Here is a 24743-nt window from a genome sequence, read left to right on the forward strand (position 1 = left end):
AATTCCTATAATGAGCCCACGTTTGTCTTACCTGCTTAGCGTTATGACCTCCTACAGCAACAACACACAGCTCAACCTACGCATTATCTCGATAGTCGTCTTTACCTGTATCTGCTATCTCTCAATCGGCCTACCTCTGGCGGTGCTTCCCGGATTTATTCACTATGACCTGGGTTACAGCACGCTGGTCGCCGGTGCCGTCATCAGCCTGCAGTACATTTCCACGCTGGTGAGTCGTCCTCATGCTGGCCGCTATACCGATGTCTGGGGCCCTAAAAAAGTTGTCAGTCTGGGGATTGTCTGCTGCATGCTGAGCGGGCTGTTCACGCTGGCTGCTGCCGTCTTGCAGGGTCGCCCTATGCTTGCCGTGGGACTATTGCTGATCGGCCGCGTTTTCCTCGGCATCGGTGAAAGTTTTACCTCCACCGGTTCCACGTTATGGGGGATTAAAACCGTTGGTGCGATCCATACGTCGCGAGTGATCTCCTGGAACGGCGTAGCCACCTATGTAGCCATGGCTGCCGGTGCACCGCTTGGCGTACTGCTTAATGATAAATTTGGCATCAGCGGGTTTGCGGTACTGATTATCATCATTGCAGTCATCGGTCTGCTGTTCGCACGTACTCGTGCTGATGTCAGCGTCAGTGCCGGAGTCAGAGCCCCCTTTCACGTGGTGGCACGAAAAATATGGCCCTACGGTCTGGGCTTAGGGCTGGGGACCGTCGGCTTTGGGGTTATCGCGACCTTTATTACCCTTTACTTCGCCTCGCATAGCTGGCAAGGCGCAGCCTTTACGTTGTCACTGTTTAGTATTGGCTTCATCTGTATTCGTTTGGTGCTGGGAAATACGATTACCCGATTTGGCGGCCTGCGCGTGTCGCTTGTCTGCTTCGTGGTTGAATGTCTGGGGCTACTGATCATTTGGTTTGCCCCAAATGCCTGGATGGCCGGTGTCGGCGCATTCCTGACGGGGTCGGGCTTCTCACTGGTGTTCCCGGCACTGGGCGTTGAAGCCGTTAAACAGGTTGAGGAACAAAACCAGGGCACGGCACTGGGAACCTATTCCGCGTTCCTGGATTTGGCGTTAGGCATCACCGGTCCGGTAGCGGGTTGGATTGCCGGATATTATCAGTTGGACAGTATTTATTTGATTGCCGCAATCGTAGTGGCATTAGCCTTTATCCTCATCCTGCGCGTTCATTTAGCACAGCGAAAACAGCTTATCTTGCAGAGCTAACCTGGTGTGGGGTGGTGAAAAACCACCCTGTTACGCCGACACAACAAATCTCGTACATTACGTTACACAGCGATACCAATGACTCACGGAAAGCCGAGTACCCCGCAGGTATAGTTCTTTCAACGGCCCCGCAGTGGGGTTAAATGAAAAACCAATTCGAGGGTATGAGAATGAAAAAAGTATTAGCTCTGGTTGTTGCCGCTGCTATGGGTCTGTCTTCTGCTGCATTCGCTGCTGACGCTGTCGCTACACCAGCTCCAGCTGCCACCGCGACAACCACTCACGCGGCTCCAGCGAAAACGACTCACCACAAAAAACACAAAAAAGCGGCACCTGCACAGAAAGCTCAGGCTGCTAAAAAACACAAAAAATCCGCTGCTAAAGCGACAACCCAGCCTGTAGAGCAGAAAGCTCAGGCTGCAAAGAAACACAAAAAAGCAGCCGCTAAACCTGCCGTTGCGCAGAAAGCACAAGCCGCTAAAAAACACAAAAAAGCAGTAAAACACGAAGCGGCTAAACCAGCAGCTCAGCCAGCAGCGTAAGCAAAGGTTGATAATGGATCGCGGCGATAAACGCCCCGGTTCAGGTGGTAGCTCAGAACGGTGAAATAACATCGGCTCTGGGGCCCCACCCAGTGTCGATACACCTGCCTGGGCTACCCCAACATTATCCGCATCGGCGCTTTTATAGCGCCGATTTTTTCCTGGAGAGCAATCATGATGCGGCGCTATCGTTTTGAGCTCATCCTGGCTTTACTGATTGTCTGTGCGCTCGTCGCCACTCAGTTTTTCTTTTACTGAGTGTAGTTCGCTGATTTTGCTCCCACTTTCCATTCCTCCCGTCTATAGTAGTCTCATTGGGTATTTCTTTTATAATCATAATTGCCCCTTCAGAGAGTGATATGCGTACAGCCTTTGTGTGTTGTTTACTGGGATCGTTGTCTGTACTACCTGCATTTGTGCACGCTGATGATGGTGATAGCGACATCAGTGCCAAAGATATAAAAACGCTGTTCTTTGGGCAGGACGAACGAGTCCTGGTGAAGGATCCCACACAGTCCCCCTGGGATGCGATTGGACAGTTGGAAACAGCCAGTGGCAATCTGTGCACCGCGACGTTGATTTCCCCTCACCTGGCCTTAACCGCCGGGCATTGCCTACTGGAACCGCCGCGCGGCAAGCAGGACAAAGCCGTCGCCCTGCGTTTCATTTCGCAAAAAGGCGTCTGGCGCTATGAAATTCATGGCATTGACGGACGTGTTGATGCGTCTTTGGGCAAGCGATTGAAACCTGACGGCGACGGCTGGATTGTTCCTGCGTCCGCCGCACCGTGGGATTTTGGTCTGATTGTATTGCGTTACCCCCCTTCAGGCATCACGCCAATTCCGTTGTTTAGTGGCGATAAAGCGGATCTCACCGCAGCGCTAAAGCAAGTAGAGCGAAAAGTGACGCAGTCAGGTTATCCGGTCGATCACCTTGAATCACTGTACAGCCACGAGGACTGTGTAGTCACCGGATGGGCGCAAACGTCAGTGCTTTCACATCAGTGCGATACTCTGCCTGGCGATAGCGGCTCTCCCCTGTTACTGAAAACCGACACCGGCTGGCAAGTGATTGCGGTACAAAGCTCAGCGCCAGCAGCAAAAGATCGCTGGCGGGCGGATAACCGCGCGATATCGGTAACCGGTTTTCGTGACAAGCTGGAAGCCTTAGCCGCCGGCAACTAACTTTGTCGCTGCTGGTGCCTTAACGCCAGCAGCGATGACAACGGCATTGGCTCGCTAAAGTAGAATCCCTGCAACTGATCGCATCCCGCCAGACGCAGTAACTTCATCTGAATTTCCGTCTCTACCCCTTCAGCCACCACCGTCATGCCCAGTGCGCTGGCAATACGAACGGTGCCGCCGACCAGTGCCGCCGCCTGTTCATCATTGTCCACCAGTCCTGCCAGTGATTTATCAATTTTGATGGTGTCGAAATTAAAGCGGCGCAAATAGCCAATGCTGGAATAGCCGGTACCAAAATCATCCAACGCCACCGCCGTGCCCAAGGCCTTGAGCGCGGCAATGGCCGTCCGCGCACGCTCCGGTTTTTCCAGAACGTAGGTTTCAGTCACTTCCAGCTGTAATCTGGCAGGTGGGAAACCTGACGACTTCAGCACGCTGGCGACCTTGTCTTCAAATTTAGGATCGCGGAACTGCGCCGGGGAGATATTGACGGATAGCTTCAGGTCGTGTTGCGCCAACAGATCCCGACAGGCGCGCGCCAGTACAAATTGTCCTAGTGAATAGATAAGCCCGCTGGTTTCAGCAATGGCGATAAACGCATCGGGCATCAGCTCGCCTTTTTCCCGACGCGGCCAGCGAACTAACGCCTCTACACCCACCATCTTCTGCGTGCGCGCGCACACTATCGGCTGGTACCACACTTCAAATTCATCATGCTCCAGCCCGTGGCGAATATCATTTTCGATAGATAGCTGATATTCGCGGACGCTATTCAACTCGGCGTCATAATAGGTAATTCGCCCTTTGCCGGTAATCTTCGAGTGATACATCGCAATATCCGCCTGACGAAACAGTTCCGTGCTTGAACTGGTTTGTAACGTTCCGCTGGCAATACCAATGCTGGCGCTGATATGCAGCGTCCGTTCACCGATACGTATCGGGATATTAAGATACTCAAGCGCACGACTGGCAAAAGTTGATGCACGGGCTTCAGAATCACTGCCACCCACGGTCATGGCAAATTCATCCCCTCCCATCCGAGCCAGCATTCCGCCCTCAGGCACCAGGTTTTTCAGCATATCGGCTAGTCGGATAATCAGGATATCGCCAACATCATGGCCATAAATGTCGTTAACATCCTTGAATCCGTCGACATCAATAAACACAACTGTGATGGTATCCCGATTGCCACGCTGGCTCACCCGATCCAGTAACTCGATAAGCGCCCGTCGATTTGGCAGATGGCTGAGCCAATCGGTCAGCGCAATCTCCCGCGCCTGCCTTTCGCCACGCGCCAGCTTCCAAAGCCCGAGGCTACTGAGCAAAATAAAGAGCAGGATAAGACCTGCGGCCAGAAGGACAATTTTGCGAATCTGTGGTGATGCCGCATTGGCCGCCTCGACTCCCGGCTGGCGAAGTTGCCAATCGAGCCAACCGACCACCTGACCGCTCCCGGTCTCCATAGGAATATTGTATTTATTGCGCGGCGCATCGGCGTAAGTAAGGTTTTCAATCTGGAAGGTGTGACCCAGTGTACGCAAAAGCGTTGGGTTGATATGGCTTGTGATCACCAGGTAACGGCGCGTGGCATCATAAATCTGCAGTCGCCCGGTCATAGGACGAATTAATCCAATACCGACAAAAGCGACACCCTCTCGGGTACGGGTAATACCGGCAAACATGTTTTTACCCTCGCTCAACGGCACTTTATTTTGCGCGATCAGGGCACGTAATCCATCACCAAAAAAACTGAGATTTTGCTCGTTAAACGGCGTGCTGCGAAACGAACCCCATAGCACGTGGAATTTTTCGTCCAGCACAAAGGTGCCGTCATAAAGATTATTGATCTTAAAACCTGCGCCCCAAGTATTGTAAAGCCAGGTTGTATCAAGCGTCGGCGGATAAACTTTCCGTACCGCATCGTCCCAGATAGCATTATCTATCACCAGCGACATCACGCGGTTAATTGAAGTTTGAATGGCCCCATCAACGGAAAGCGCGGAGCGGCGGGCATCAATATCGTTAGTTTGGGTGCTGATGAGCTGCTGGGAGAGATACAACAACGAAACAATAGAAAATATCAGGCCAATACCCGCCAGAAAAATCATCACAAATAACGTTCTGGCCGTGGCGATATTACGCCAGCGTGATGGATTTAACATGTATCACCCTCGCATATACTCTGCTAACCCGTTGTTACAAGCGTAATACAGGTGGGCGATTTCGCTGCCCGATTTCTCAGGCAGCGATCACATCAAGCGAGCTTAATCAGTACCATTCCGACCAAAAGCAGACCCAAACCGAACCAACCCTTATTATTTAAGCGTTGTCCAAAGAGGATCCACCCCGCCGCCAGCGTCGCGGCGACCCCGAAGCCCCCCCAGATAGCATAAGCTACCGAGAGGTCAATACCTTCAACCGCCTGTGACAGCGCACTAAATGCGGCCAGAACGGCAACCAGCGAAAGCACGCCGTACAATTTACGGCGGAAGCCATCTGAGAATTTAAGGAAAATATTAGCGACAATTTCCAGTACAATTGAGCCTGCCAGCCACGCGCCGTGAACCCACTCAAACTGTTGCATGGTCCACCTCTTTATTCATGGCGTTGCGTTTTGTTGGCGCTTTGCGGGTGCCTGATTTAATCAGCACAATCCCGGCCACCAGCGTCAGCAAACCTGCGACTTTCATCACCGTCAGACTTTCATCAAACAACAGAACGCTAAACAGCGTGATCAGCAAAATACCGACCCCTTCCCACAGCGCATACGCTACGCCAAGAGCGATCTTTTTTATTGCAAACGAAAGGAAAATATAAGACAGCGAGATCATCGCCAACATCAAAATATAACCGGTGCTGCCATCACTTACGCTTGCCCATTTCATAGACAACGTACCTGTAATTTCAGCAACAATGGCGAGGGCTAATAAAATCCAGTAAAACATGGTGCTTCTCCTGCATGAGAATATAATCCATCGCAGCTTGCGAGAAACGCAAACTGATAAAAATGATTAAAATTTAGCTCAAACGAAGAAGACGACTAAAGCGCGTTGCGCCAGTGCTGCTCACCACAGAAGGCAGAAAAGGAAGGTAAAACAGAAGGTTTGGTAGAAAGGTAGAACCTGAACATATTGTCCATAAAATTACAATTATCCGCGGTATTGCTTCTCATCGTTGCGGAGTAAAATTGTCCTCAGTAGTTAAACACAGCTAATTTCTAGCATAGATGTCGAAATATCTCAAAATGTTTTCAAATCTTTACTAATATTGTTTGATATGAATGCATTTATTATCAGCTAAATCCCAATTATGATATCAGTAATAGTTTTTGCTGGAGTTAACTCAACATGTCCAGGCCTGTCATTACGCTTAATGGATTAAAACTTGTCATCATGCTGGGCATGCTGGTGATCATTCTTACCGGTATCCGCTTTGCCGCCGATATCATTGTCCCGTTCGTGTTGGCGCTGTTTATCGCCGTGGTTCTCAATCCGGTGGTGATGCTGCTGGTGCGCTGGCGCGTGCCTCGCGTGCTGGCTATTTCGCTACTGATTGGTGTCATCATTATGGCCGCCGTACTGCTGCTCGCCTCACTGGGTACATCACTTAACGAACTGACGCGCACCCTTCCGCAGTACCGTTCCTCACTTGCCGTCCCGCTGTATAACCTGCAACCGTGGATGCAACGATTCGGCATCAGCGTCAGCCCTGATGAGTTAATTAAGTATATCGATCCTAATGCCGCAATGACGTTGGTTTCCCGTTTGTTAAGCCAGCTTTCAAACGCGATGTCGTCCATCTTTTTACTGCTGTTAACGGTGGTCTTTATGCTGCTTGAAGTCCCGCAGTTGCCGTCAAAATTACAGCAGGTCATGACGCGGCCCGTTGAGGGAATGGCGGCCATTCAGCGCGCACTGGACAGCGTCTCGCATTATCTGGTGCTGAAAACGGCTATCAGTCTGGTGACCGGTCTGGTGGCCTGGGGGATGCTGGAGCTGCTGGACGTTCGTTTCGCCTTTATCTGGGGACTTTTGGCCTTTGCTCTTAACTACATTCCCAATATCGGTTCGGTGCTGGCAGCGATCCCCCCTATCCTTCAGGTTCTGGTATTTAGCGGTTTTTATGATGCGCTTATCGTACTTGCGGGGTATCTGGTGATTAATCTGATTTTTGGCAATATTCTCGAGCCTCGCATCATGGGACGCGGCCTTGGACTTTCTACGCTAGTGGTATTTTTATCGCTTATTTTCTGGGGTTGGCTACTCGGGCCTGTGGGAATGTTACTGTCCGTACCGTTAACCATCATCGTCAAAATTGCACTTGAGCAAACGGAAGGCGGTAAAAGTATCGCTATTTTGCTAAGCGATATGAGTAAGTAAGGATCAGAATAACGACAGTAACAGCGCAACGGGAAAGCTAAACGGCCACGTTGCGCCAATCAACAACGCCGCAATTAAACGAATCGGGGCGCTTTCCTTGGTAAGAAACCAGGTAATAAAGGCGCAAATAACGCTCATCACGGCATAAAAGATGAGCATGTGTTGATACAGCGTCACCAATTGAGTCCTTATAATTGATAGTTAAAGCCGCGCAATATGCTACGTTTTTTGACGCACATCAAGTTTTTCGCCGCTTTTCGCTCGAAACAATTCACCGCGCAATCAATTCACTCCAAATGAATTGATTGCATGAATGATTTAATGCAGAAGTAGGTTATGCCGCTTTAGATGTTAATTCTGTGATTTGTCTTACGCTTAGCGTTTTACTTTGGAAACGGCAAAGATACTGTCGGCCGTAGGATCACTGACATAACTGTCCGGATCGTACTGGGGAACCAGATTAACCTTTTCAGTATCCCAGGCTTGCGCCAGGCAGGCCGCTGTAATCTGGCTGTTATTACCATCGCAGGTCGCGATTCGACTTGCCGAATACCAGGTGCCGATAGCGATCGCTGCTGCAATTAACGCCGTGGTACAAATCAGACTTTTATTCATCACTCTAACTATGCTCAGTTTTTCAACGGCGCGGATCCTCGCACGTTGTTCCCGGCATGTCAAAAAAGAGCCGGCGCGCGGCAGGCATGACGCCTACCGCGAAGGGGGTAATTAGTGCTTTATCATCACATGCCGCACCACGGTGTAATCCTCCAGCCCAAACACAGACATGTCCTTGCCATAACCCGACAACTTCTGCCCGCCGTGAGGCATTTCGCTGACCAACATAAAATGGGTGTTAACCCACGTGCAACCATATTGCAGCCGAGCGCTAAGGCGATGCGCACGTCCGACATCCTGCGTCCATATTGACGATGCCAGACCGTATTGGGAATCGTTAGCCCATCCCAGCACCTGATCTTCATCATCGAAAACGGTTATGCTGACAACCGGGCCGAAAACTTCACGTTGCACGATGTCATCCTCCTGCCGCGCGCCTGCCAGCAGCGTCGGCTGGAAGTAATAACCCTTCCCCTCGACTTTATCGCCTCCGGCTACCACCTTAATGTGTGGCAACAATTTTGCCCGTGATACCGCCTCGCTAACCCGAGCAAGATGAGCCTGCGAACTTAATGACCCCAGCTCGGTCGCCGGATCGTCAGGTGCACCCAGCGTAATGCTGGAGACGGCTGCGGCCAGCTTTTCCACTAGCTTGTCGTAAACACCCTTCTGCGCGTAGATACGGCAAGCAGCGGTGCAATCCTGACCGGCATTGTAATAGCCGAACGTTCTGACTCCCTCGACAACGGCATCAATATCAGCATCATCGAAGACGATCACCGGCGCTTTGCCGCCCAGTTCCATATGGGTACGCTTAATTGAGGGCGCCGTGTGGGCAATAATATGCTCTCCGGTAGCTATAGAACCGGTTAGCGACACCATTCGTACCAGACAATGTCCGGTCAAGGGATCGCCAACGGTTTTGCCACGACCAAAGACCACATTCAGTACGCCTGCCGGGAAGATATCCTTCGCCAGTTCCGCCAGTTTTAACGCGGTAAGCGGCGTAATTTCCGAAGGTTTAATGACCACGCAGTTGCCCGCAGCCAGTGCCGGGGCTAGCTTCCATGCGGCCATCATCAGCGGGTAGTTCCACGGCGCAATCGAGGCCACGACGCCAACCGGATCCCGACGAATCATCGAGGTATGCCCTTCAAGATACTCACCGGCCGCCAGTCCGTTCAGGCAGCGTGCCGCCCCGGCAAAAAAGCGAAAAACATCGGCCACTGCGGGAATTTCGTCGTTGATAACGCAGTGCAGCGGTTTTCCGCAGTTGAGGGACTCCAGTTTGGCAAAGGTTTCCGCATGTTCTTCAATGACATCAGCGAGTTTTAATAAACATTCCGCGCGATGTTTCGGCGTGGTTTGCCCCCAGTGTACAAACGCGCGGTCGGCTGCGTGAACCGCAGCATCAACCTGCGCGGCGGACGCTTCGCTAATATTCAGCAGGATCTCCCCCGTAGCCGGGTTATACACCGGCTGCGATTCGCCTTCACCCGCCACCAGTTCACCATTAATCAGTAACTTCTGTTGCATAGCATGATCCTGTTTTATTTAAACGTGGTACTTCCGTTGGTGGATCCCTCGTCTTCGCGAGTCAGCCACCACGCCCCTAAAATCGGTATCATTGTCAGTAACATCACCAGCAGCGCCACAACGTTAGTCACCGGTACATCGCGCGGTCGCCCCAGTTGGTTAAGCAGCCACAGCGGTAACGTGCGCTCATGACCGGCGGTAAAGGTCGTGACGATAATTTCATCAAACGACAATGCAAACGCCAGCATGCCGCCCGCCAGCAGCGCTGAACTGAGGTTGGGCAACACGATATGGCGGAAGGTTTGCCAACCGTTCGCGCCTAAATCCATCGATGCTTCCACAAGGTTCCAGGAAGTACGGCGAAAGCGCGCTACGACATTGTTAAACACCACCACGACACAAAAGGTGGCGTGCCCAATCACAATGGTTAACAACCCAGGCTCCAGACCAACGGCCTTGAAGGCGGTCAACAATGCCAGCCCGGTGACAATTCCCGGTAACGCAATGGGCAAGAGGAGCAATAGCGAAATGGCGCTTTTACCAAAGAATTCCCGCCGCCAGAGTGCTGCTGCAGCAAGCGTGCCAAGAATTAATGCAATCGCGGTCGATAGCGCGGCGATTTTAAGTGACAACGTCACTGATTCGAAAATATCGCCACGCCCCGCCGCCTCGCTAAACCAGCGCAGCGTCAGGCCTTGCGGGGGGAAACTGAACGCCGCATCTTCAGTGTTGAACGCATAAAGGGCGATGATAACCAACGGGAAATGCAGGAAGATAACCCCACCCCAGGCGGCAATTTTGAGAAACAGCGGTGCCCGTTCAGAGTGCATCGAATGCTCCCAGGCGCTTCACGAACGCCAGATAAAGGGCAATAAGAACAATGGGAACCAAAGTAAACGCCGCCGCCATCGGCATATTGCCAATCGCCCCTTGTTGGGAATAGACCATATTGCCGATAAAGTAACCCGGCGGCCCAACCAACTGCGGAACAATAAAATCGCCGAGCGTGAGCGAAAAGGTGAAGATAGAACCGGCTGCAATACCGGGGATCGCCATCGGTAACACCACATGACGAAAGGTCTGGCGTGGCAATGCCCCAAGATCCGCAGAAGCCTGAAGCAACGACGAAGGAATACGCTCCAGCGCCGCCTGTAAAGGCAAAATCATAAACGGCAGCCAGATATAAACGAAGACAAGGAAGCGGCCTAACCCGGAGGTTGACAGCGTATTACCGCCAATGCCCGGCACCGTCAAAATCGCATTCAGTACCGCCTCAAGCCCCATATGATTGAGAAACCACTGCGCTACCCCATCCCTCGCCAGCAATAGCGTCCAGGCATAGGCTTTGACGATATAGCTCGCCCACATCGGCAGCATAACCGCGACGTAGAAAAATGCTTTTTGCTTGCCACGGGTATAGCGCGCCATATACCACGCCATCGGAAAGGCCAACAGCGCGCTGGCGACGGTCACGGCTAGCGACATTGTCAACGTGCGCAGGATAATGTCGTAGTTGGCCGGGTTAAATAGCGCGTACAGATTGGCCAACGTGAGCGTTGGCGTGACGAACATCGTAAAATCATCGAAAGTGTAAAATCCCTGCCATAGCAAAGTCAGCAACGATCCAAAATAGACGATGCCAAACCACATCAACGGCCCAAGGAGCAGCAGGAACAACCCTAGTGCGGGACGCCGCCAGAACAGGCCAGAGACTCGGCTTAAGCTGCGCGAGGGAGTATTCATCGCATCACCTCCCGGCGTCCAGCGCAACCATCGCATCGCGCGCCCACGATACCCGCACCGTGTGACCCACGACGGGGCCATCCGCAATCAATCCGGCTGACAAATTAGCCTGGCTAACGAGTAACTTTTCACCGCCTTCAAGCTGCAATTCATAGCGCGTCGCCGCCCCCTGATACTGTACCGCCTGCACCCGCCCCTCAACCTGCACTTCGCCACCTTCATTGAGACGAATATGTTCCGGACGCAAGGCCCAGCTCCCTGCCATGCCACACAGCTTTTCCGCCATTGACGGGGTAAAAACGTTAGAGGTACCGACGAAGCTTGCAACAAACGGCGTTCGCGGCCGCAAATAGAGCGCACGTGGGGTATCGACCTGCTCGATGCGCCCGTTGTTGAATACCGCCACCCGGTCGGACATCGATAGCGCTTCGCTCTGATCGTGGGTGACGAAGATAAAGGTAATCCCCAGCTCCTGTTGCAGCTTTTTGAGTTCAAGCTGCATCTGCTCGCGCAATTTAAGATCAAGCGCGCCCAGCGGCTCATCCAACAGCAGAACCCGGGGTTCATTCACCAGCGCGCGGGCAATCGCCACACGCTGACGCTGACCACCGGAAAGCTGCGACGGTTTGCGTCCACCGACGAAACCCAGCGCCACCTTTTCCAGCGCCAGCGCGGCTTTTGCCAGCCGCGCTTTCTTCGCCATGCCTTTTACCATCAGCCCGTAAGCGACGTTATCAAGCACCGACATATGCGGAAACAGCGCGTAGTCCTAGAAGACGGTATTCACGTCACGTTCCCACGGCGGCAGTTCACTGGCATGGCGACCAAAAATGGAGATTGCGCCACCGGAGAGTTGTTCGAATCCGGCAATCAGGCGCAGACAGGTGGTTTTGCCGGAGCCTGATGGCCCCAGCATGGAGAAGAATTCTCCGTCGTGGATAGCGATACTGACACCGTCCACTGCCCGAACGTCACCATAAAGTCGTGAGACGTCATGAAATTCAACCGTATACGTCATGAGGGACTCCCGGAAAATTATCGGCCGCCCATGATGGCGATATAGTCCTGCGTCCAGCGGCTATACGGGACGTACTTGCCACCTTCGGCGATAGGTGTTTTCCAGAAAGCAATTTTGTCAAAGAAACCATAACCGTTGGTTTCACACCCTTTTTCGCCCAGCAGAGGACTGGCTTTACACCCTTCAGCCACCACCGGCAGCGAGCCAAACCAAGCCGCAACATCCCCCTGAACTTTCGGCGTCAGCGACCAGTTCATCCACTTGTAGGCACAGACGGGATGCTTCGCCTCAGCGTGAAGCATGGTGGTGTCAGCCCAGCCGGTGACGCCCTCTTTTGGGAAGACGGTGCCGATCGGTTGCCCTTCACCTTTCAGGCCGTTGGCCTGATATGGCCAGGCACTTGAGGCAACGACTCCTTCGTTTTTGAAATCGCTCATTTGTACGGTGGTGTCATGCCAGTAGCGGTGGATTAATCCATGCTGATCGCGCAGCACTTTCAGCACCGCCTGATACTGCTGTTCCGTTAACTGGTACGGATCGCTGATACCTAACTGCGGTTGAGTCGCTTTGACGAATAACGCCGCGTCAGCGATGTAAATCGGGCCGTCATAGGCCTGCACACGCCCCTGATTCGTTTTTCCATCCGGCAGATTTTGCTTAACGAAGACCACACTCCAGGAGTCAGGCGGTGTCGGGAATGTTTTGCTGTTATACATCAGCAGGTTTCGGCCCCACTGATACGGCGTGCCGTAGACTTTGCCGTCGACGTTAAACCAGGCGCCTTTGGCCAGACGCGGGTCGAGGTTTTTCCAGTTTTCAATCAATGCTGTATTAATCGGCTGTACGCGCTTGCCCATGATCAAGCGCAGTGAAGCATCGCCAGAGGCGGTAACCAGGTCATATCCGCCTTTCGCCATCAGACTGACCATTTCGTCCGACGTCGCCGCCGTTTTAACGTTCACCTGGCAGCCGGACGCTTTCTCAAAATCGCTGACCCAATCGTACTGTTTGTCACTCTGACCGCGCTCGATATAGCCCGGCCAGGCGATAATATCTAACCGCCCCTCGCCTTTATCCAGAGAGGCTGGCGGTTCGGCGGCATGGACTGTCGCCACGGTCATCACCAGGGCGCATAGGCTGCTGCGGGCAAATTTCTTGCTCATAAAAATTTACTCCTGTCACAATGAATTTGAGCGGCAGCCATGCCGTTAAAAATATCTCCCTGTTTAAAAATAGACGTCGCCATGCCCGCCACCTGTGCGGATGTTAAAAATTTGTACAGGTTGTGACCAAGGGCGCATTCCAGAAAAATGCCCATTCAGGGATGGATAATTTGGATTATAGACAAGGAGTTACTGGTCATAGGCGCTATTTGAATTTCCTATGACCAGGTACGAATTGAAAGGTCTGTGATTACTTTATGAGTTGACGAATAAGATGCCCCAGCGTCTCCACTGCATTATCTTCCCTTTCGCCCCAGCCCCAGGCGGTATTAAAACGGAAAAAGGATGCCCAGTTATCGGTTGTGGAAAACATCTTGCCCGGCGCGATACTGATATGGTGCTCCAGCGCTCTGGCACTAAGTTGACCGGCATCAACCCCCGCAGGGAGCTCCAGCCAGAGGAAGTAGCCGCTGTCGTTATGATGAATCTGCACTTCAGGGGGTAACGAACGCAGCAGCGACTGCCAGGCCAATTGCTTGCGTTCCGCCAGTTGGCGACGCAGGCGACGTAGATGCGCGTCATAGCGCTTGGTCGCCAGATAATCCACCAGCGCCAACTGCATCGGCGAACTGGTCGATAACGTACTCATCAGCTGTAAATGTTGAATGCGCCGCGCATGTTTCCCCGCCGCGACCCAGCCGATGCGAAATCCCGGCACCAGACATTTTGAAAACGAACTGCAATGCAACGTCATGTCCGTCTTGTCCCACGCCTTAGCAGGCAACGGTTTCTCGCGGCCAAAATAGAGCTCGCTGTAGACGTCATCTTCAATCAAGGTGACGTTGTGCTCGCTTAGAATTTCTATCAGCCGGGCTTTCTTTTCAGGCGTCAGCGTAAAACCGAGCGGGTTCTGGCTATTGGTCATCAACCAGCAGGCTTTTACCGGATAGGTTTGCAGCGCCTGCACTAACGCATCCAGATCGATACCTTCTTTCACGTCGGTTGCCACCGATAAGGCTTTCAGCCTCAGCCGTTCCAGCGCCTGTAATGCTCCGTAAAAACACGGGTTTTCGACAATAACCCAATCGCCCGGTTCGGTTACCGCTTGCAAACTCAGGTTCAACGCTTCCAGCGCGCCGGCGGTAATCACAATCTCATCCGGTGAAATGGTCATGCCTTGCAACGCATAGCGCCGGGCAATGGCATGACGTAGTTCATCGTTTCCCGGCGGCAGATTCTCAATCACGCTCATTGCGGTGGCGGTTTTACTGACCTGCGCCAGCGAGCGGTTGAGTTGTGGTAAAGGGAACAATTTTGGGTCAGGAAACGCGGAAGCGAACGGCAATACTGAAGCATTGCGGCTGGCCTGCAAGACTTCAAAAATGTAGGTATTGATGTCAACAGCGTTATCCGGCATTACCTGCGCTGGCGCCGAACTCTGCCGCGTAGCCACCATACGCGGGGCCACATAGTAACCGGACTGCGGGCGCGCCACTATACGCCCCTGGCTTTCCAGGAGCTGATAAGCATGGCTGACAGTCATAAAACTCATCCCGCTGTTCGCCACCTGCTCCCTTAGCGAGGGCAGCTTATCACCCGGCTGCCACACTCCGTGGGCAATCTGTTCCGTCATCTGCTGGGCGAGTTGCTGGTACTTTTTCATGGCTTGTCCCGGTTACGTACTGAATCACCGTTATATTATATCAGCGTTAAGAAATATGCATTTTTATGTAACTGATATGAATTGGCTCGTAACCTCGGAATTCAATGTGGGCTAAAAAATTATTTCGATTATTTTGCATCCGTTTTCTTTCCTCAATCGTATTACTTCATGAGGGCTTATGAAGTCCTTCCCGAAAATACTTATGAGGAAGTGAAAATGAAAAAAATTCTGCCATCTCTTCTTTTTTCTGCACTGGTAATCAGCGGTGTGACCCAAGCGGCAATGATGGACAATAACACCGTCATGGTGGGCGGAGCCGCGATGTATCCGTCCAAAAATATTGTGCAAAATGCGATGAACTCAAAAGATCACACCACCTTGGTTGCAGCGGTAAAAGCCGCGGGACTGGTATCAACGCTTGAAGGTAATGGCCCTTTTACCGTTTTCGCACCGACTAATACCGCATTCGAAAAACTGCCCCCTGGTACCGTAGACTCCCTGCTTAAACCTGAAAACAAACAAAAACTGACTGCCGTATTGACCTATCACGTGGTCGCCGGGAAATACGATATGAAAGCCCTTGAGAAGAAAATTAAGGCCGGTGGCGGAAAAGCCGAATTGAAAACCGTCAATGGCGAATCGCTGTGGGTTATGGCAAATGGGCCGCACAATATTCAGCTCAAAGATGTTCGCGGTAATATCGCGAATATCAGCACCTATGATGTTAATCAGAGTAATGGCGTGATTGATGTTATTGATACCGTGCTGATGCCGTAAATTGTTGCCTATACTGTGTGCAGCCATCCATTCGGTGGCTGCACCTTTATCAGGGACACCAATGACAATCAACTCAGCGCATATCCATGCAGGATTAATGAGCCAGATTGCTTGTGGCGATAAACAGGCTCTGGAATTGCTCTATAAAACAATATCACCGCGTTTATTCGGTATTATTTTGCGCATTGTCAGACGCCGTGACTGGGCCGAAGAGATTCTGCACGATACTTTCATCCACATCTGGCAGTCGGCACTCTACTACGACGACAAGCGTAGCGAACCGCAAATCTGGCTTAACCATATTGCCAGAAATCGCGCGATCGATTATCTGCGTAAGCATGAGAATCGCTGTTGTTCCGTGGAGGATATTAGCGAAGCTGAAGACATGCTGCGTTCGCCATTAGCGGCGGAAGACGTTCACCTGGAAGCAAAAAAACTGCATGACTGCATGGAGCATCTTCCGGCAGAACAGCGTCAAAGCATCGCCCTGGCCTATTATCGCGGGTTATCGCAAACTGAAATTGCGCTGTCATTGAACCAGCCTGAGGGCACCGTCAAAAGTTGGATCCGACGTGCACTTATCCATCTCAGGGAGTGCATTGGCTTATGAACACACAGAATAATGATGCCATCCTGGCCGCTGAATATGTTCTTGGGCTGGTCGATGAACCCACTCGTCTGCTTCTCGACAAGCGGCTCAATGAAGACGAGGATTTTGCTAAACAGGTCTGGCACTGGCAAAAAGCCTTTAGCGGTGTCGATGCCCTCACCCCGGATAGCGTGCCATCACCTGAAATTTGGCAAAAAATCGCGCATAAATTACAGCAAGAAAAATCGCCCCCCGTCACGCTACGCCCTACGACATGGCTTGGTTGGGCACTGGCAGCCGCACTCGCTGGCATTCTGATATTCACCTATGTACGAAAACCCGACTCCCCCGCAATGATGCGCCCGATCGCCATCCTCAGCGGTAGCCAATCAAATTCACAATTTGTGGTGAGCCTGGATAAATCGACCCGCCTGATGCAAGTTGTGGCGTTAAACGCCACGCTTCCCGAAGACAAAAATCTGCAATTGTGGCTGATTAAAGGCAATAGTCCGCCACGTTCAATTGGGCTGATAACACATCAGAAGCACAACGATTTCCAGCTACCGTCAGGACTACTGGATAACCAGACAACGCTGGCAATCAGTCTTGAACCGGTTGGCGGTTCCAGGCTGCAAGGGCCTTCAGGGCCGGTGATTTTCGTCGGAAAAGTGGATTTGCCGGGTTAGCGAGTACAGGTTATAGCGAAGGCAGGAAAAACTAAGTTCGTTCACTCTGAATCCTTAAGCGAACGAACTGCGACATTATCCGTTTAACACGCGGCTAGCACGGGACGGAATAACGAGGGTTTTGCGGGAATATTAGTGCAGCCCAAGGCGCCAGGCAAAATCGATCTCTTCTTTGAGTTCAATTGAGGAGAGCGACATCAGGTCGGCAAATTCCAGCTCAAGCTGTTTTACACGTTTCAGATACTGCGCGGGGCTTAATGGTGCGGTTTCACGACGGAGATATTCGATGGCCAGTTGTGCAGGTGTAAACAAGGTTTCCATAACTTCCTCTTAGGTGTGGGCGACTAAGAGACAGTATAACACGCTTGCTTGATTGTTTTTTGACCAAAAGCAATCAGCGACCATTAAAAAAGCCGCCGGGGTGAAAATACCCCGGCGGCTTAGCGGTCATAACGGAAAATTAGAGCGCTTTCAGAATGGCGTCAACGCTAGCTTTCGCATCACCGAATAGCATCTGCGTGTTCTCTTTAAAGAACAGCGGGTTCTGCACCCCAGCGTAACCGGTGTTCATTGAGCGTTTGAAGACAATAACGTTCTGCGCCTTCCACACTTCAAGCACCGGCATCCCGGCGATTGGACTTTTCGGGTCGTCCAGCGCCGCAGGGTTTACGGTATCGTTCGCGCCGATAACCAGCACGGTGTCGGTATCGGAGAAGTCATCGTTGATTTCATCCATTTCCAACACGATATCGTAAGGAACCTTCGCTTCCGCCAGCAGCACGTTCATGTGGCCTGGCAGACGCCCGGCAACCGGGTGAATACCAAAACGTACCTTGATACCGCGCGCACGCAGTTTTTCAGTAATTTCAGCAACCGGATACTGGGCCTGTGCCACCGCCATACCGTAGCCTGGGGTGATAATGACCGAGTGCGAATCCTTCAGCATTTCTGCCGTTTCTTCCGCGCTGATTTCACGGTGCTCACCCACTTCTTCGTCACTCCCCGTAGAAGAACCGTCGGTACCAAAACCACCGGCAATCACGCTGAAGAAGGAACGGTTCATCGCTTTACACATGATGTACGACAGGATCGCACCTGAAGAACCCACCAGCGCACCGGTCACGATCAGCAGGTCGTTGCTGAGCATAAAGCCCGCTGCTGCTGCTGCCCAACCGGAGTACGAGTTCAACATGGAGACCACAACCGGCATATCCGCACCGCCGATAGACGCCACCAGATGCCAGCCGAAAGCCAGCGCGATGACGGTCATGATCAGCAGACACAGTACCTGAGTACCGGTGCTATCGGTGCGCACAAAAGCAATCAGCAGCAGCAGAGAAACCACCAGCGCCGCCAGATTCAGCTTGTGACGATTTGGCAGCATCAGCGGCTTAGAGGACATCTTGCCGCACAGTTTACCGAACGCCACGATGGAACCAGTAAAGGTTACCGCACCGATGAAGATACCGAGGAACACTTCCGTCAGATGAATATTGACCAGAATTTGATCCATACCGGTTTCATGCTGCAGGTAGCTGTTGAAACCGACCAGCACCGCTGCCAGACCAACAAAGCTGTGTAGAACCGCCACCAGCTCTGGCATTTCGGTCATTTCAACTTTCTTCGCCAGACGAATACCGATAGCACCACCGATAACCATCGCCAGCAGGATCCAGCCAACGTTATGGCTATCTGGCCCCAAAATAGTGGCAATTAATGCAATCGCCATCCCGGCAATACCGAAGTAGTTGCCGCGTTGAGACGTTTCGTGTTTTGACAGCCCTGCAAGACTACAAATAAACAAGATCGCGGCAACAATGTATGCAGCTGTAACTAATCCACCAGACATTTGTTACCCCTTATCCTTTGCGGAACATTTTCAGCATGCGCTGAGTGACGGTGAAACCACCAAAAATATTGATGCTGGCGATCAGTACCGCGATAAAACTCAGGAAGCTTACCCAGCCACCATGGCCAATTTGCAGCAGCGCGCCAACCACGATAATGCCCGAAATGGCATTGGTGACCGACATCAACGGCGTATGCAGCGCATGCGACACGTTCCACACCACGTAGTAACCCACCACGCAGGAGAGCGCAAAGACGGTAAAGTGACCAAGGAACTCTTTTGGAGCGACGTTTGCCAACCAGCCGAACAGAATGATAGCCAGCGCCATCAGCGCATATTTGCGCCACGGCGAAGCCGGTTTTTCTGCTTCTTTCGGTGCTTGCGCCACTTTTGGTGCAGCCTGTGGCTGTGCTGAAACCTGGATAGGTGGCGCAGGCCAGGTCACTTCGCCTTCACGAATCACCGTAACGCCGCGAATAACCACATCGTCAAAATCGATAGTGACATTGCCGTCTTTTTCTTTGCATAGCAATTTCAGCAGGTTAACCAGGTTGGTGCCGTAGAGCTGGGATGACTGCGTTGGCAGACGGCCCGCAAGGTCGGTGTAGCCAATCACCTTCACACCGCTGGCGGTAGTGATGATTTTATTCGCCACGGTGTATTCGCAGTTACCGCCGTTTTGCGCAGCCAGATCGACAATCACGCTGCCTGGGGTCATCGAATCAACCATTTCACGGGTGATAAGTTTCGGTGCCGGTTTACCTGGGATTAACGCGGTAGTGACGATGATATCGACTTCTTTCGCCTGTGCGGCAAACAGCGCCATTTCTGCGGCGATAAATGCTTCGGACATCACTTTCGCGTAACCGTCGCCGCTACCCGCTTCTTCTTTGAAGTCCAGTTCAAGGAACTCGGCGCCCATACTCTGCACCTGTTCTTTCACTTCCGGGCGGGTGTCGAACGCACGCACGATAGCACCGAGACTGTTTGCCGCACCGATAGCGGCAAGGCCAGCAACACCGGCACCAATCACCATAACTTTAGCCGGTGGGACTTTCCCGGCGGCAGTGATTTGTCCGGTGAAGAAGCGACCAAATTCGTGGGCGGCTTCAACGATAGCGCGATAACCGGCAATGTTTGCCATCGAGCTTAACGCATCGAGCGACTGGGCGCGGGAGATACGCGGCACCGAGTCCATCGCCATCACGTTAATCTGACGTTCGGCCAGTTTTGCCATCAATTCGGCATTTTGCGCCGGCCAGATAAAGCTGATTAATGTCGTGCCTGGATTGAGATTTGGGATCTCTTCATCCAGCGGCGCGTTAACCTTCAGGATAACATCTGATTGCCAGACCGCTTCGCCTGAGACAATCTCTGCGCCAGCCTGCACAAACGCGTCATCATCAAAACTGGCGAGTTTTCCCGCGCCACTTTCAATTGCCACGCTAAAACCGAGCTTAAGCAGCTGCTCTACCGTTTTCGGCGTCGCTGCGACTCGCGTTTCCTGGGCCCACCTCTCTTTTGGTACACCAATACGCATAACTATTCCCTTCCATCGGTTCTTATAGGATGGTTTGCCATTTTGCCAGTTTGTTGCGTCTGACGCTTTGTGAGCTAACAGGCGAACAACCTGAATAAATAAAACAGTAACAAACTGACTATAACCTACTGAAAATACCGACTGTGATCTAGCGCCAAAAAATACTATTTTTGCATTAATTGCCAAATAATGAGTTCAGCGGCCTACAAACAGCGATATTTACCCCGATTTGCTCAGCGAGCCTCATAATTCGCTTCATCAATACGGGAAAACATGATTTTTCGCGGGCACGATCGGCAAATTAACATCCCATTAACTTAAAAAAGTCATATGGTTGACCGCTTTTAGTGGTCAAGCGCCCGTTTTTTCAACATATCAGGAAAAGTTATTCAAAACCGTCACTGGGTTCGCATCTGACATTAAAAATGACGCAGACAGTCGCATCGTTTCAATGCCATAATCGGATGTTTTCCCATAATTAACATTTCCCGAATTTGGTTTGCGCAAGGCGAAGGATTATTTTTATGAAGCTTAAGAACACCCTCCTCGTGTCCGCCATGTTGTGTGCCGCGGCGATGTCCGCTCATGCAGCCACTGAGCTGACCCCGGAGCAAGCGTCCGCACTGAAACCTTATGACCGCGTTGTCATCACCGGTCGTTTTACCGCCATTGGCGATGCTGTGCAGGCGATATCCCGCAAAGCAGACAAAGAAGGCGCAGCCTCTTTTTATGTTGTCGACACCTCAGATTACGGTAACAGCGGTAACTGGCGCGTTACGGCCGATTTCTATAAAGAAGATGCTGCCAAGTCCGAAGCCCCGAAAAACCGTGTGATCAACGGCGTGATGGAACTGCCAAAAGACCAGGCCGTTGCGTTAGTGCCTTTTGATACCGTGACCGTTCAGGGCTTCTACCGCAGCCAGCCGGATGTTAACGCTGCTATCACTAAGGCGGCGAAAGCGAAGGGAGCAGCCTCCTTCTTTATCGTGCGTCAGGTTGATGCAAACGACGGCGGCAACCAGCGCGTGACGGCGTATATCTATAAAGCCGATGCCAAAAAACGCGCTCTGCAAAGTGCCGACGTAATTCCTGCTGATTCCGATGCCGGGCGTAAAGCGCTGGCAGAAGGTGGCGAAGCGGCGAAACAAGTTGAGATCCCAGGCGTGGCAACCACTTCTGCTGTCGGCGCGGGTACTGGCGTTGGCCTGTTCTTCGAAACCCAGTCTTCTAAGGGTGGACGTTACAGTGTCACACTGCCAAACGGTACGAAAGTTGAAGAACTGAACAAAGCTGCCGCTGCGCAGATGGTGCCTTTCGACAGCATTAAGTTCACCGGTAACTACGGCAACATGACCGAAGTCTCCTACCAGGTGGCGAAACGTGCCGCGAAGAAAGATGCGAAGTATTACCACATTACACGTCAGTGGCAGGAACGTGGCGGCAACGTCACTATCAGCGCAGACCTGTATAAGTAATCTAGTTTCAAGCCTGGCCTACGTTCAACGGTAGCCCGGACGAGGCGTCGGCCGACTCCGGGGAAGCATCGAATACTAAGGCGACACTCGTCGCCTTTTTTACGCCTTTCCACCATACATTGTTGCATGTATGCATCGCTCTCCGTAAAATCGCCGCCTCAGCGCAATCCCCCATGTTTATGCGATTTCGCCAAATAAATATTCTCCTTCTTCTCTTTCCACGACAGGAATCACATGGAAAAGAAATTAGGGCTTAGTGCCCTGACTGCTCTGGTTCTGAGCTCTATGCTCGGCGCGGGCGTGTTTAGCCTTCCTCAGAACATGGCACAGGTTGCCAGCCCCGCCGCACTGCTGATTGGCTGGGCGATTACCGGCGTCGGCATTCTGTTTCTCGCTATCGCCATGCTGGTACTGACCCGCATTCGTCCTGACCTGGACGGCGGTATCTTTACCTATGCGCGTGAAGGGTTTGGCGAGTTGATTGGTTTTTGCTCGGCCTGGGGTTACTGGCTTTGCGCGGTAATCGCTAACGTTTCCTATCTGGTTATCGTGTTCTCTGCCTTGAGCTTCTTTACCGACACGCCAGAGCTGCGCCTGTTTGGCGACGGCAATACCTGGCAGTCGATTGTTGGCGCGTCGGTGTTACTGTGGGTGGTTCATTTTCTCGTATTGCGCGGCGTGCAGACCGCCGCCAGCATCAATCTGGCGGCGACGCTGGCGAAACTCGTTCCCCTTGGATTGTTTGTCGTATTGGCAGCTATCGCCTTTAATAGCGATGTCTTCACCCTCGATTTCCACGGTATTGATCTAGGTGTGCCGGTATGGGAACAGGTAAAAAATACCATGCTGATCACTCTATGGGTGTTTATCGGTGTGGAAGGCGCGGTGGTGGTCTCCGCCCGGGCGCGGAATAAAAAAGACGTCGGCCGCGCTACGCTGCTGGCGGTTATCTCCGCGCTGAGTGTTTATCTGCTGGTGACATTGCTATCAATGGGCGTGGTTGCCCGTCCGGAACTGGCCGAAATGCGTAATCCCTCAATGGCGGGGATCATGGTGCGGATGATGGGCTCCTGGGGTGAAATTGTGATTGCCGCCGGGTTGATTGTCTCGGTCTGCGGCGCCTACTTAAGCTGGACGATCATGGCTGCAGAAGTCCCGCTGCTGGCGGCAACGCATAAAGCCTTCCCACGTATTTTCGCGCGTCAGAATGCCAATAATGCACCCGCGGCTTCGCTGTGGTTAACCAACCTGAGCGTGCAGGCGAGTCTGGTACTGATTTGGCTAACCGGTTCGGATTACAACACCCTGCTGACCATCGCTTCCGAGATGATTCTGGTACCGTATTTCCTGGTCGGTGCATTCTTATTAAAGACTGCCCAACGCCCCCTGCATAAGGTGATTGGTGTCGGAGCCTGTATTTATGGCTTATGGTTATTGTATGCTTCCGGGCCGATGCATCTGCTCCTGTCGGTCGTGCTCTATGCACCGGGACTCTTCGTGTTTATTTATGCGCGACGTACCCATGACGATAACGTCTTGTTGAAACGTCGCGAACTGGCTTTGATCGGTTTGCTTCTGGTTGCCTCGGTTCCGGCAACGTGGATGCTGGTGAGGTAATGTGTGCGGCCTCATCGTCAATGTGAAAAGGAAATAACGATGGAAAACAGGCTATCACGTCCGATCCTGATTACCGGTGGAGGCCGTCGCATCGGCCTCGCCCTTGCCCACCATTTTCTCACTCAGCAGCAACCGGTGATTCTGAGCTACCGCACCCACTATCCGTCGATTGACGTGATGCGAAAAGCTGGTGCGGCGTGCATTCAGGCGGATTTTTCCAGCGACGAAGGTATTTACGCATTCGCCGATAGCGTTCGCGCGCACTGCACCAGTCTGCGCGGCATTATCCATAACGCCAGCGGCTGGCTGGCAGAAAGCCCAACCGCCTCGCTAAGCCACGTCCTGAACGCGATGCTGCAAATTCACGTCCATGCGCCCTACCTGCTCAACCATACCCTGGAAGATTTGCTACGTGGTCACGGGCACGCGGAAGGCGATATTATCCATTTTACGGATTATGTGGTGGAACGCGGCAGCGACAAGCACATTGCCTATGCCGCCAGTAAAGCGGCACTCGACAATATGACACGTTCGTTTGCCCGCAAACTGGCGCCAGAAGTGAAGGTCAACGCCATTGCGCCAGCATTAGTGCTGTTCAACGAAACCGATGATGAAGCGTATCGCCAGAAGGCGTTGAACAAGTCGTTGATGAAAATCGCCGCCGGAGAAAAAGAGGTCATCGATCTGGTCGATTATATTCTCGGCAGTTGTTACGTCACCGGGCGGACCTTCGCCGTCGACGGCGGCAGACCGCTGGTTTAGTGAAAGCGTCCCCATAGGAAAATCAGCAACCAGGCACTGAGTCCCCAGCAGGCCACCGCGCCTGCTAGCGCCATCGGCAGGCGCATCATCCCGGTGAAATACCACAGCGACAGCAAATAGATAAAGTACGGAATTATCGACCACATGCCAAATACAATGGTGGCGCGCAGCGCCTCGGTTCCGCGTTCGCTGGCAACAATATAGTGTGCAATCAGCGCAAAGGTTGGGAAAAGCGGGATAAGCCCAGCAATGGCATAGTTTTTGGTTTTCGCCAGCACGCCTATCAACACCACCACCAGCGCACCAAGCAGCGCCTTTATTAACAACCCCATTTCATTATTCACTCAAAAACAACATGTGAGTCCAGC

The 24743-nt window shown here is 52.4% G+C and carries 25 protein-coding genes and 1 pseudogene; 11 read left to right on the plus strand and 15 right to left on the minus strand.

The features are described from left to right. Positions 1 to 43: 43 nt before the first annotated feature. From U0026_RS12140 to U0026_RS12150, 4 genes are all read left to right on the plus strand, one after another. Positions 44 to 1237 (plus strand): MFS transporter, encoded by a 1194-nt coding sequence (locus tag U0026_RS12140; protein ID WP_062776938.1) that lies wholly within the window; start codon positions 44 to 46, stop codon positions 1235 to 1237. Between the two features lie 170 nt (positions 1238 to 1407). Further along, entirely contained in the window at positions 1408 to 1779 is a 372-nt protein-coding gene (gene asr / locus U0026_RS12145) for an acid resistance repetitive basic protein Asr (RefSeq protein WP_062776918.1), read from the plus strand. Between the two features lie 177 nt (positions 1780 to 1956). Continuing rightward, a complete protein-coding gene (gene ydgU, locus U0026_RS22845; protein ID WP_455565173.1) occupies positions 1957 to 2037 on the plus strand; it encodes a small membrane protein YdgU in 81 nt (26 codons plus the stop codon). 101 nt (positions 2038 to 2138) lie between these two features. Next, positions 2139 to 2963: a trypsin-like serine peptidase gene (locus U0026_RS12150; protein WP_062776916.1), complete on the plus strand. Its 825-nt coding sequence runs from the start codon at positions 2139 to 2141 to the stop codon at positions 2961 to 2963. Here U0026_RS12150 and U0026_RS12155 read toward each other — a convergent pair. The 3 genes from U0026_RS12155 to mdtJ form a co-directional block, all read right to left on the minus strand. Then, on the minus strand, positions 2960 to 5125 hold the full coding sequence (locus U0026_RS12155) for a bifunctional diguanylate cyclase/phosphodiesterase (RefSeq protein WP_062776914.1): 2166 nt from the start codon (positions 5123 to 5125) through the stop codon (positions 2960 to 2962). The two genes, U0026_RS12150 and U0026_RS12155, sit on opposite strands and share 4 nt — an antisense overlap. Before the next feature lie 92 nt (positions 5126 to 5217). Continuing rightward, positions 5218 to 5547 (minus strand): multidrug/spermidine efflux SMR transporter subunit MdtI, encoded by a 330-nt coding sequence (gene mdtI / locus U0026_RS12160; RefSeq protein WP_062776912.1) that lies wholly within the window; start codon positions 5545 to 5547, stop codon positions 5218 to 5220. Continuing rightward, positions 5534 to 5908 carry a multidrug/spermidine efflux SMR transporter subunit MdtJ gene (gene mdtJ / locus U0026_RS12165; RefSeq protein ID WP_062776910.1) on the minus strand — a complete coding sequence of 125 codons (375 nt, stop codon included), beginning with the start codon at positions 5906 to 5908 and terminating at the stop codon, positions 5534 to 5536. Before mdtJ ends, mdtI begins: the two co-directional genes overlap by 14 nt. Positions 5909 to 6310: 402 nt before the next feature. Between mdtJ and U0026_RS12170 the strand changes: the two genes are divergently transcribed. Beyond that, the gene (locus U0026_RS12170) at positions 6311 to 7342 is read left to right on the plus strand and encodes an AI-2E family transporter (RefSeq protein WP_062776908.1); all 1032 of its coding nucleotides are present in this window, start codon (positions 6311 to 6313) and stop codon (positions 7340 to 7342) included. 3 nt (positions 7343 to 7345) lie between these two features. Here the strand turns inward: U0026_RS12170 and U0026_RS12175 are convergent, their stop codons facing one another. From U0026_RS12175 to U0026_RS12210, 8 genes and pseudogenes are all read right to left on the minus strand, one after another. Continuing rightward, complete coding sequence (locus tag U0026_RS12175; protein ID WP_073971163.1) at positions 7346 to 7519, minus strand: GhoT/OrtT family toxin; 174 nt, start codon at positions 7517 to 7519, stop codon at positions 7346 to 7348. Positions 7520 to 7717: 198 nt separating this feature from the next. Continuing rightward, positions 7718 to 7957 (minus strand): hypothetical protein, encoded by a 240-nt coding sequence (locus tag U0026_RS12180; protein ID WP_062776906.1) that lies wholly within the window; start codon positions 7955 to 7957, stop codon positions 7718 to 7720. 111 nt (positions 7958 to 8068) lie between these two features. Further along, complete coding sequence (gene patD / locus U0026_RS12185) at positions 8069 to 9493, minus strand: aminobutyraldehyde dehydrogenase (RefSeq protein WP_062776905.1); 1425 nt, start codon at positions 9491 to 9493, stop codon at positions 8069 to 8071. A gap of 14 nt (positions 9494 to 9507) precedes the next feature. Beyond that, positions 9508 to 10323 carry an ABC transporter permease gene (locus tag U0026_RS12190; protein WP_062776903.1) on the minus strand — a complete coding sequence of 272 codons (816 nt, stop codon included), beginning with the start codon at positions 10321 to 10323 and terminating at the stop codon, positions 9508 to 9510. Then, the gene (locus U0026_RS12195; RefSeq protein ID WP_062776902.1) at positions 10313 to 11236 is read right to left on the minus strand and encodes an ABC transporter permease; all 924 of its coding nucleotides are present in this window, start codon (positions 11234 to 11236) and stop codon (positions 10313 to 10315) included. The genes U0026_RS12190 and U0026_RS12195 overlap by 11 nt, the downstream gene beginning before the upstream one ends. 4 nt (positions 11237 to 11240) lie before the next feature. Continuing rightward, positions 11241 to 12254 (minus strand): annotated as a pseudogene (locus U0026_RS12200) (ABC transporter ATP-binding protein). A 17-nt stretch (positions 12255 to 12271) separates the two neighbouring features. Next, positions 12272 to 13417, minus strand: coding sequence for a putative ABC transporter substrate-binding protein YdcS (gene ydcS, locus U0026_RS12205; RefSeq protein ID WP_062776900.1), 1146 nt, complete (start codon positions 13415 to 13417; stop codon positions 12272 to 12274). Positions 13418 to 13667: 250 nt separating this feature from the next. Continuing rightward, entirely contained in the window at positions 13668 to 15080 is a 1413-nt protein-coding gene (locus U0026_RS12210; protein WP_062776899.1) for an aminotransferase-like domain-containing protein, read from the minus strand. Between the two features lie 216 nt (positions 15081 to 15296). Here U0026_RS12210 and U0026_RS12215 point away from each other — a divergent pair, with 216 nt between their 5' ends. From U0026_RS12215 to U0026_RS12225, 3 genes are all read left to right on the plus strand, one after another. Next, entirely contained in the window at positions 15297 to 15857 is a 561-nt protein-coding gene (locus tag U0026_RS12215) for a fasciclin domain-containing protein (protein WP_062776897.1), read from the plus strand. A 61-nt stretch (positions 15858 to 15918) separates the two neighbouring features. Next, the gene (locus tag U0026_RS12220) at positions 15919 to 16467 is read left to right on the plus strand and encodes a sigma-70 family RNA polymerase sigma factor (RefSeq protein ID WP_062776896.1); all 549 of its coding nucleotides are present in this window, start codon (positions 15919 to 15921) and stop codon (positions 16465 to 16467) included. Further along, complete coding sequence (locus tag U0026_RS12225; RefSeq protein ID WP_062776894.1) at positions 16464 to 17132, plus strand: anti-sigma factor; 669 nt, start codon at positions 16464 to 16466, stop codon at positions 17130 to 17132. Before U0026_RS12220 ends, U0026_RS12225 begins: the two co-directional genes overlap by 4 nt. A 132-nt stretch (positions 17133 to 17264) precedes the next feature. On the opposite strand, the gene U0026_RS12230 is transcribed toward U0026_RS12225, so the two are convergent. The 3 genes from U0026_RS12230 to pntA form a co-directional block, all read right to left on the minus strand. Continuing rightward, positions 17265 to 17453, minus strand: a complete 189-nt coding sequence (locus U0026_RS12230; protein ID WP_062776892.1) for a YdiH family protein — start codon at positions 17451 to 17453, stop codon at positions 17265 to 17267. Positions 17454 to 17592: 139 nt separating this feature from the next. Beyond that, entirely contained in the window at positions 17593 to 18981 is a 1389-nt protein-coding gene (pntB, locus tag U0026_RS12235) for a Re/Si-specific NAD(P)(+) transhydrogenase subunit beta (RefSeq protein WP_062776890.1), read from the minus strand. A gap of 10 nt (positions 18982 to 18991) precedes the next feature. Further along, on the minus strand, positions 18992 to 20521 hold the full coding sequence (pntA, locus tag U0026_RS12240) for a Re/Si-specific NAD(P)(+) transhydrogenase subunit alpha (protein WP_062776888.1): 1530 nt from the start codon (positions 20519 to 20521) through the stop codon (positions 18992 to 18994). 524 nt (positions 20522 to 21045) lie between these two features. Between pntA and ydgH the strand changes: the two genes are divergently transcribed. The 3 genes from ydgH to folM all read left to right on the plus strand — a co-directional run bounded on the left by ydgH (position 21046) and on the right by folM (position 24375). Continuing rightward, a complete protein-coding gene (ydgH, locus tag U0026_RS12245; RefSeq protein ID WP_062776886.1) occupies positions 21046 to 21996 on the plus strand; it encodes a DUF1471 family protein YdgH in 951 nt (316 codons plus the stop codon). 234 nt (positions 21997 to 22230) lie between these two features. Continuing rightward, positions 22231 to 23613, plus strand: coding sequence for an amino acid permease (locus U0026_RS12250; protein ID WP_062776884.1), 1383 nt, complete (start codon positions 22231 to 22233; stop codon positions 23611 to 23613). Positions 23614 to 23652: 39 nt separating this feature from the next. Beyond that, on the plus strand, positions 23653 to 24375 hold the full coding sequence (gene folM, locus U0026_RS12255) for a dihydromonapterin reductase (protein ID WP_062776882.1): 723 nt from the start codon (positions 23653 to 23655) through the stop codon (positions 24373 to 24375). Here folM and U0026_RS12260 read toward each other — a convergent pair. Continuing rightward, on the minus strand, positions 24372 to 24707 hold the full coding sequence (locus U0026_RS12260; RefSeq protein WP_062776880.1) for a GlpM family protein: 336 nt from the start codon (positions 24705 to 24707) through the stop codon (positions 24372 to 24374). The genes folM and U0026_RS12260 overlap by 4 nt on opposite strands. Between the last annotated feature and the right edge of the window lie 36 nt (positions 24708 to 24743).

Origin of the sequence: Kluyvera intermedia (assembly GCF_034424175.1) — a bacterium.
Classification (GTDB): domain Bacteria; phylum Pseudomonadota; class Gammaproteobacteria; order Enterobacterales; family Enterobacteriaceae; genus Kluyvera; species Kluyvera intermedia.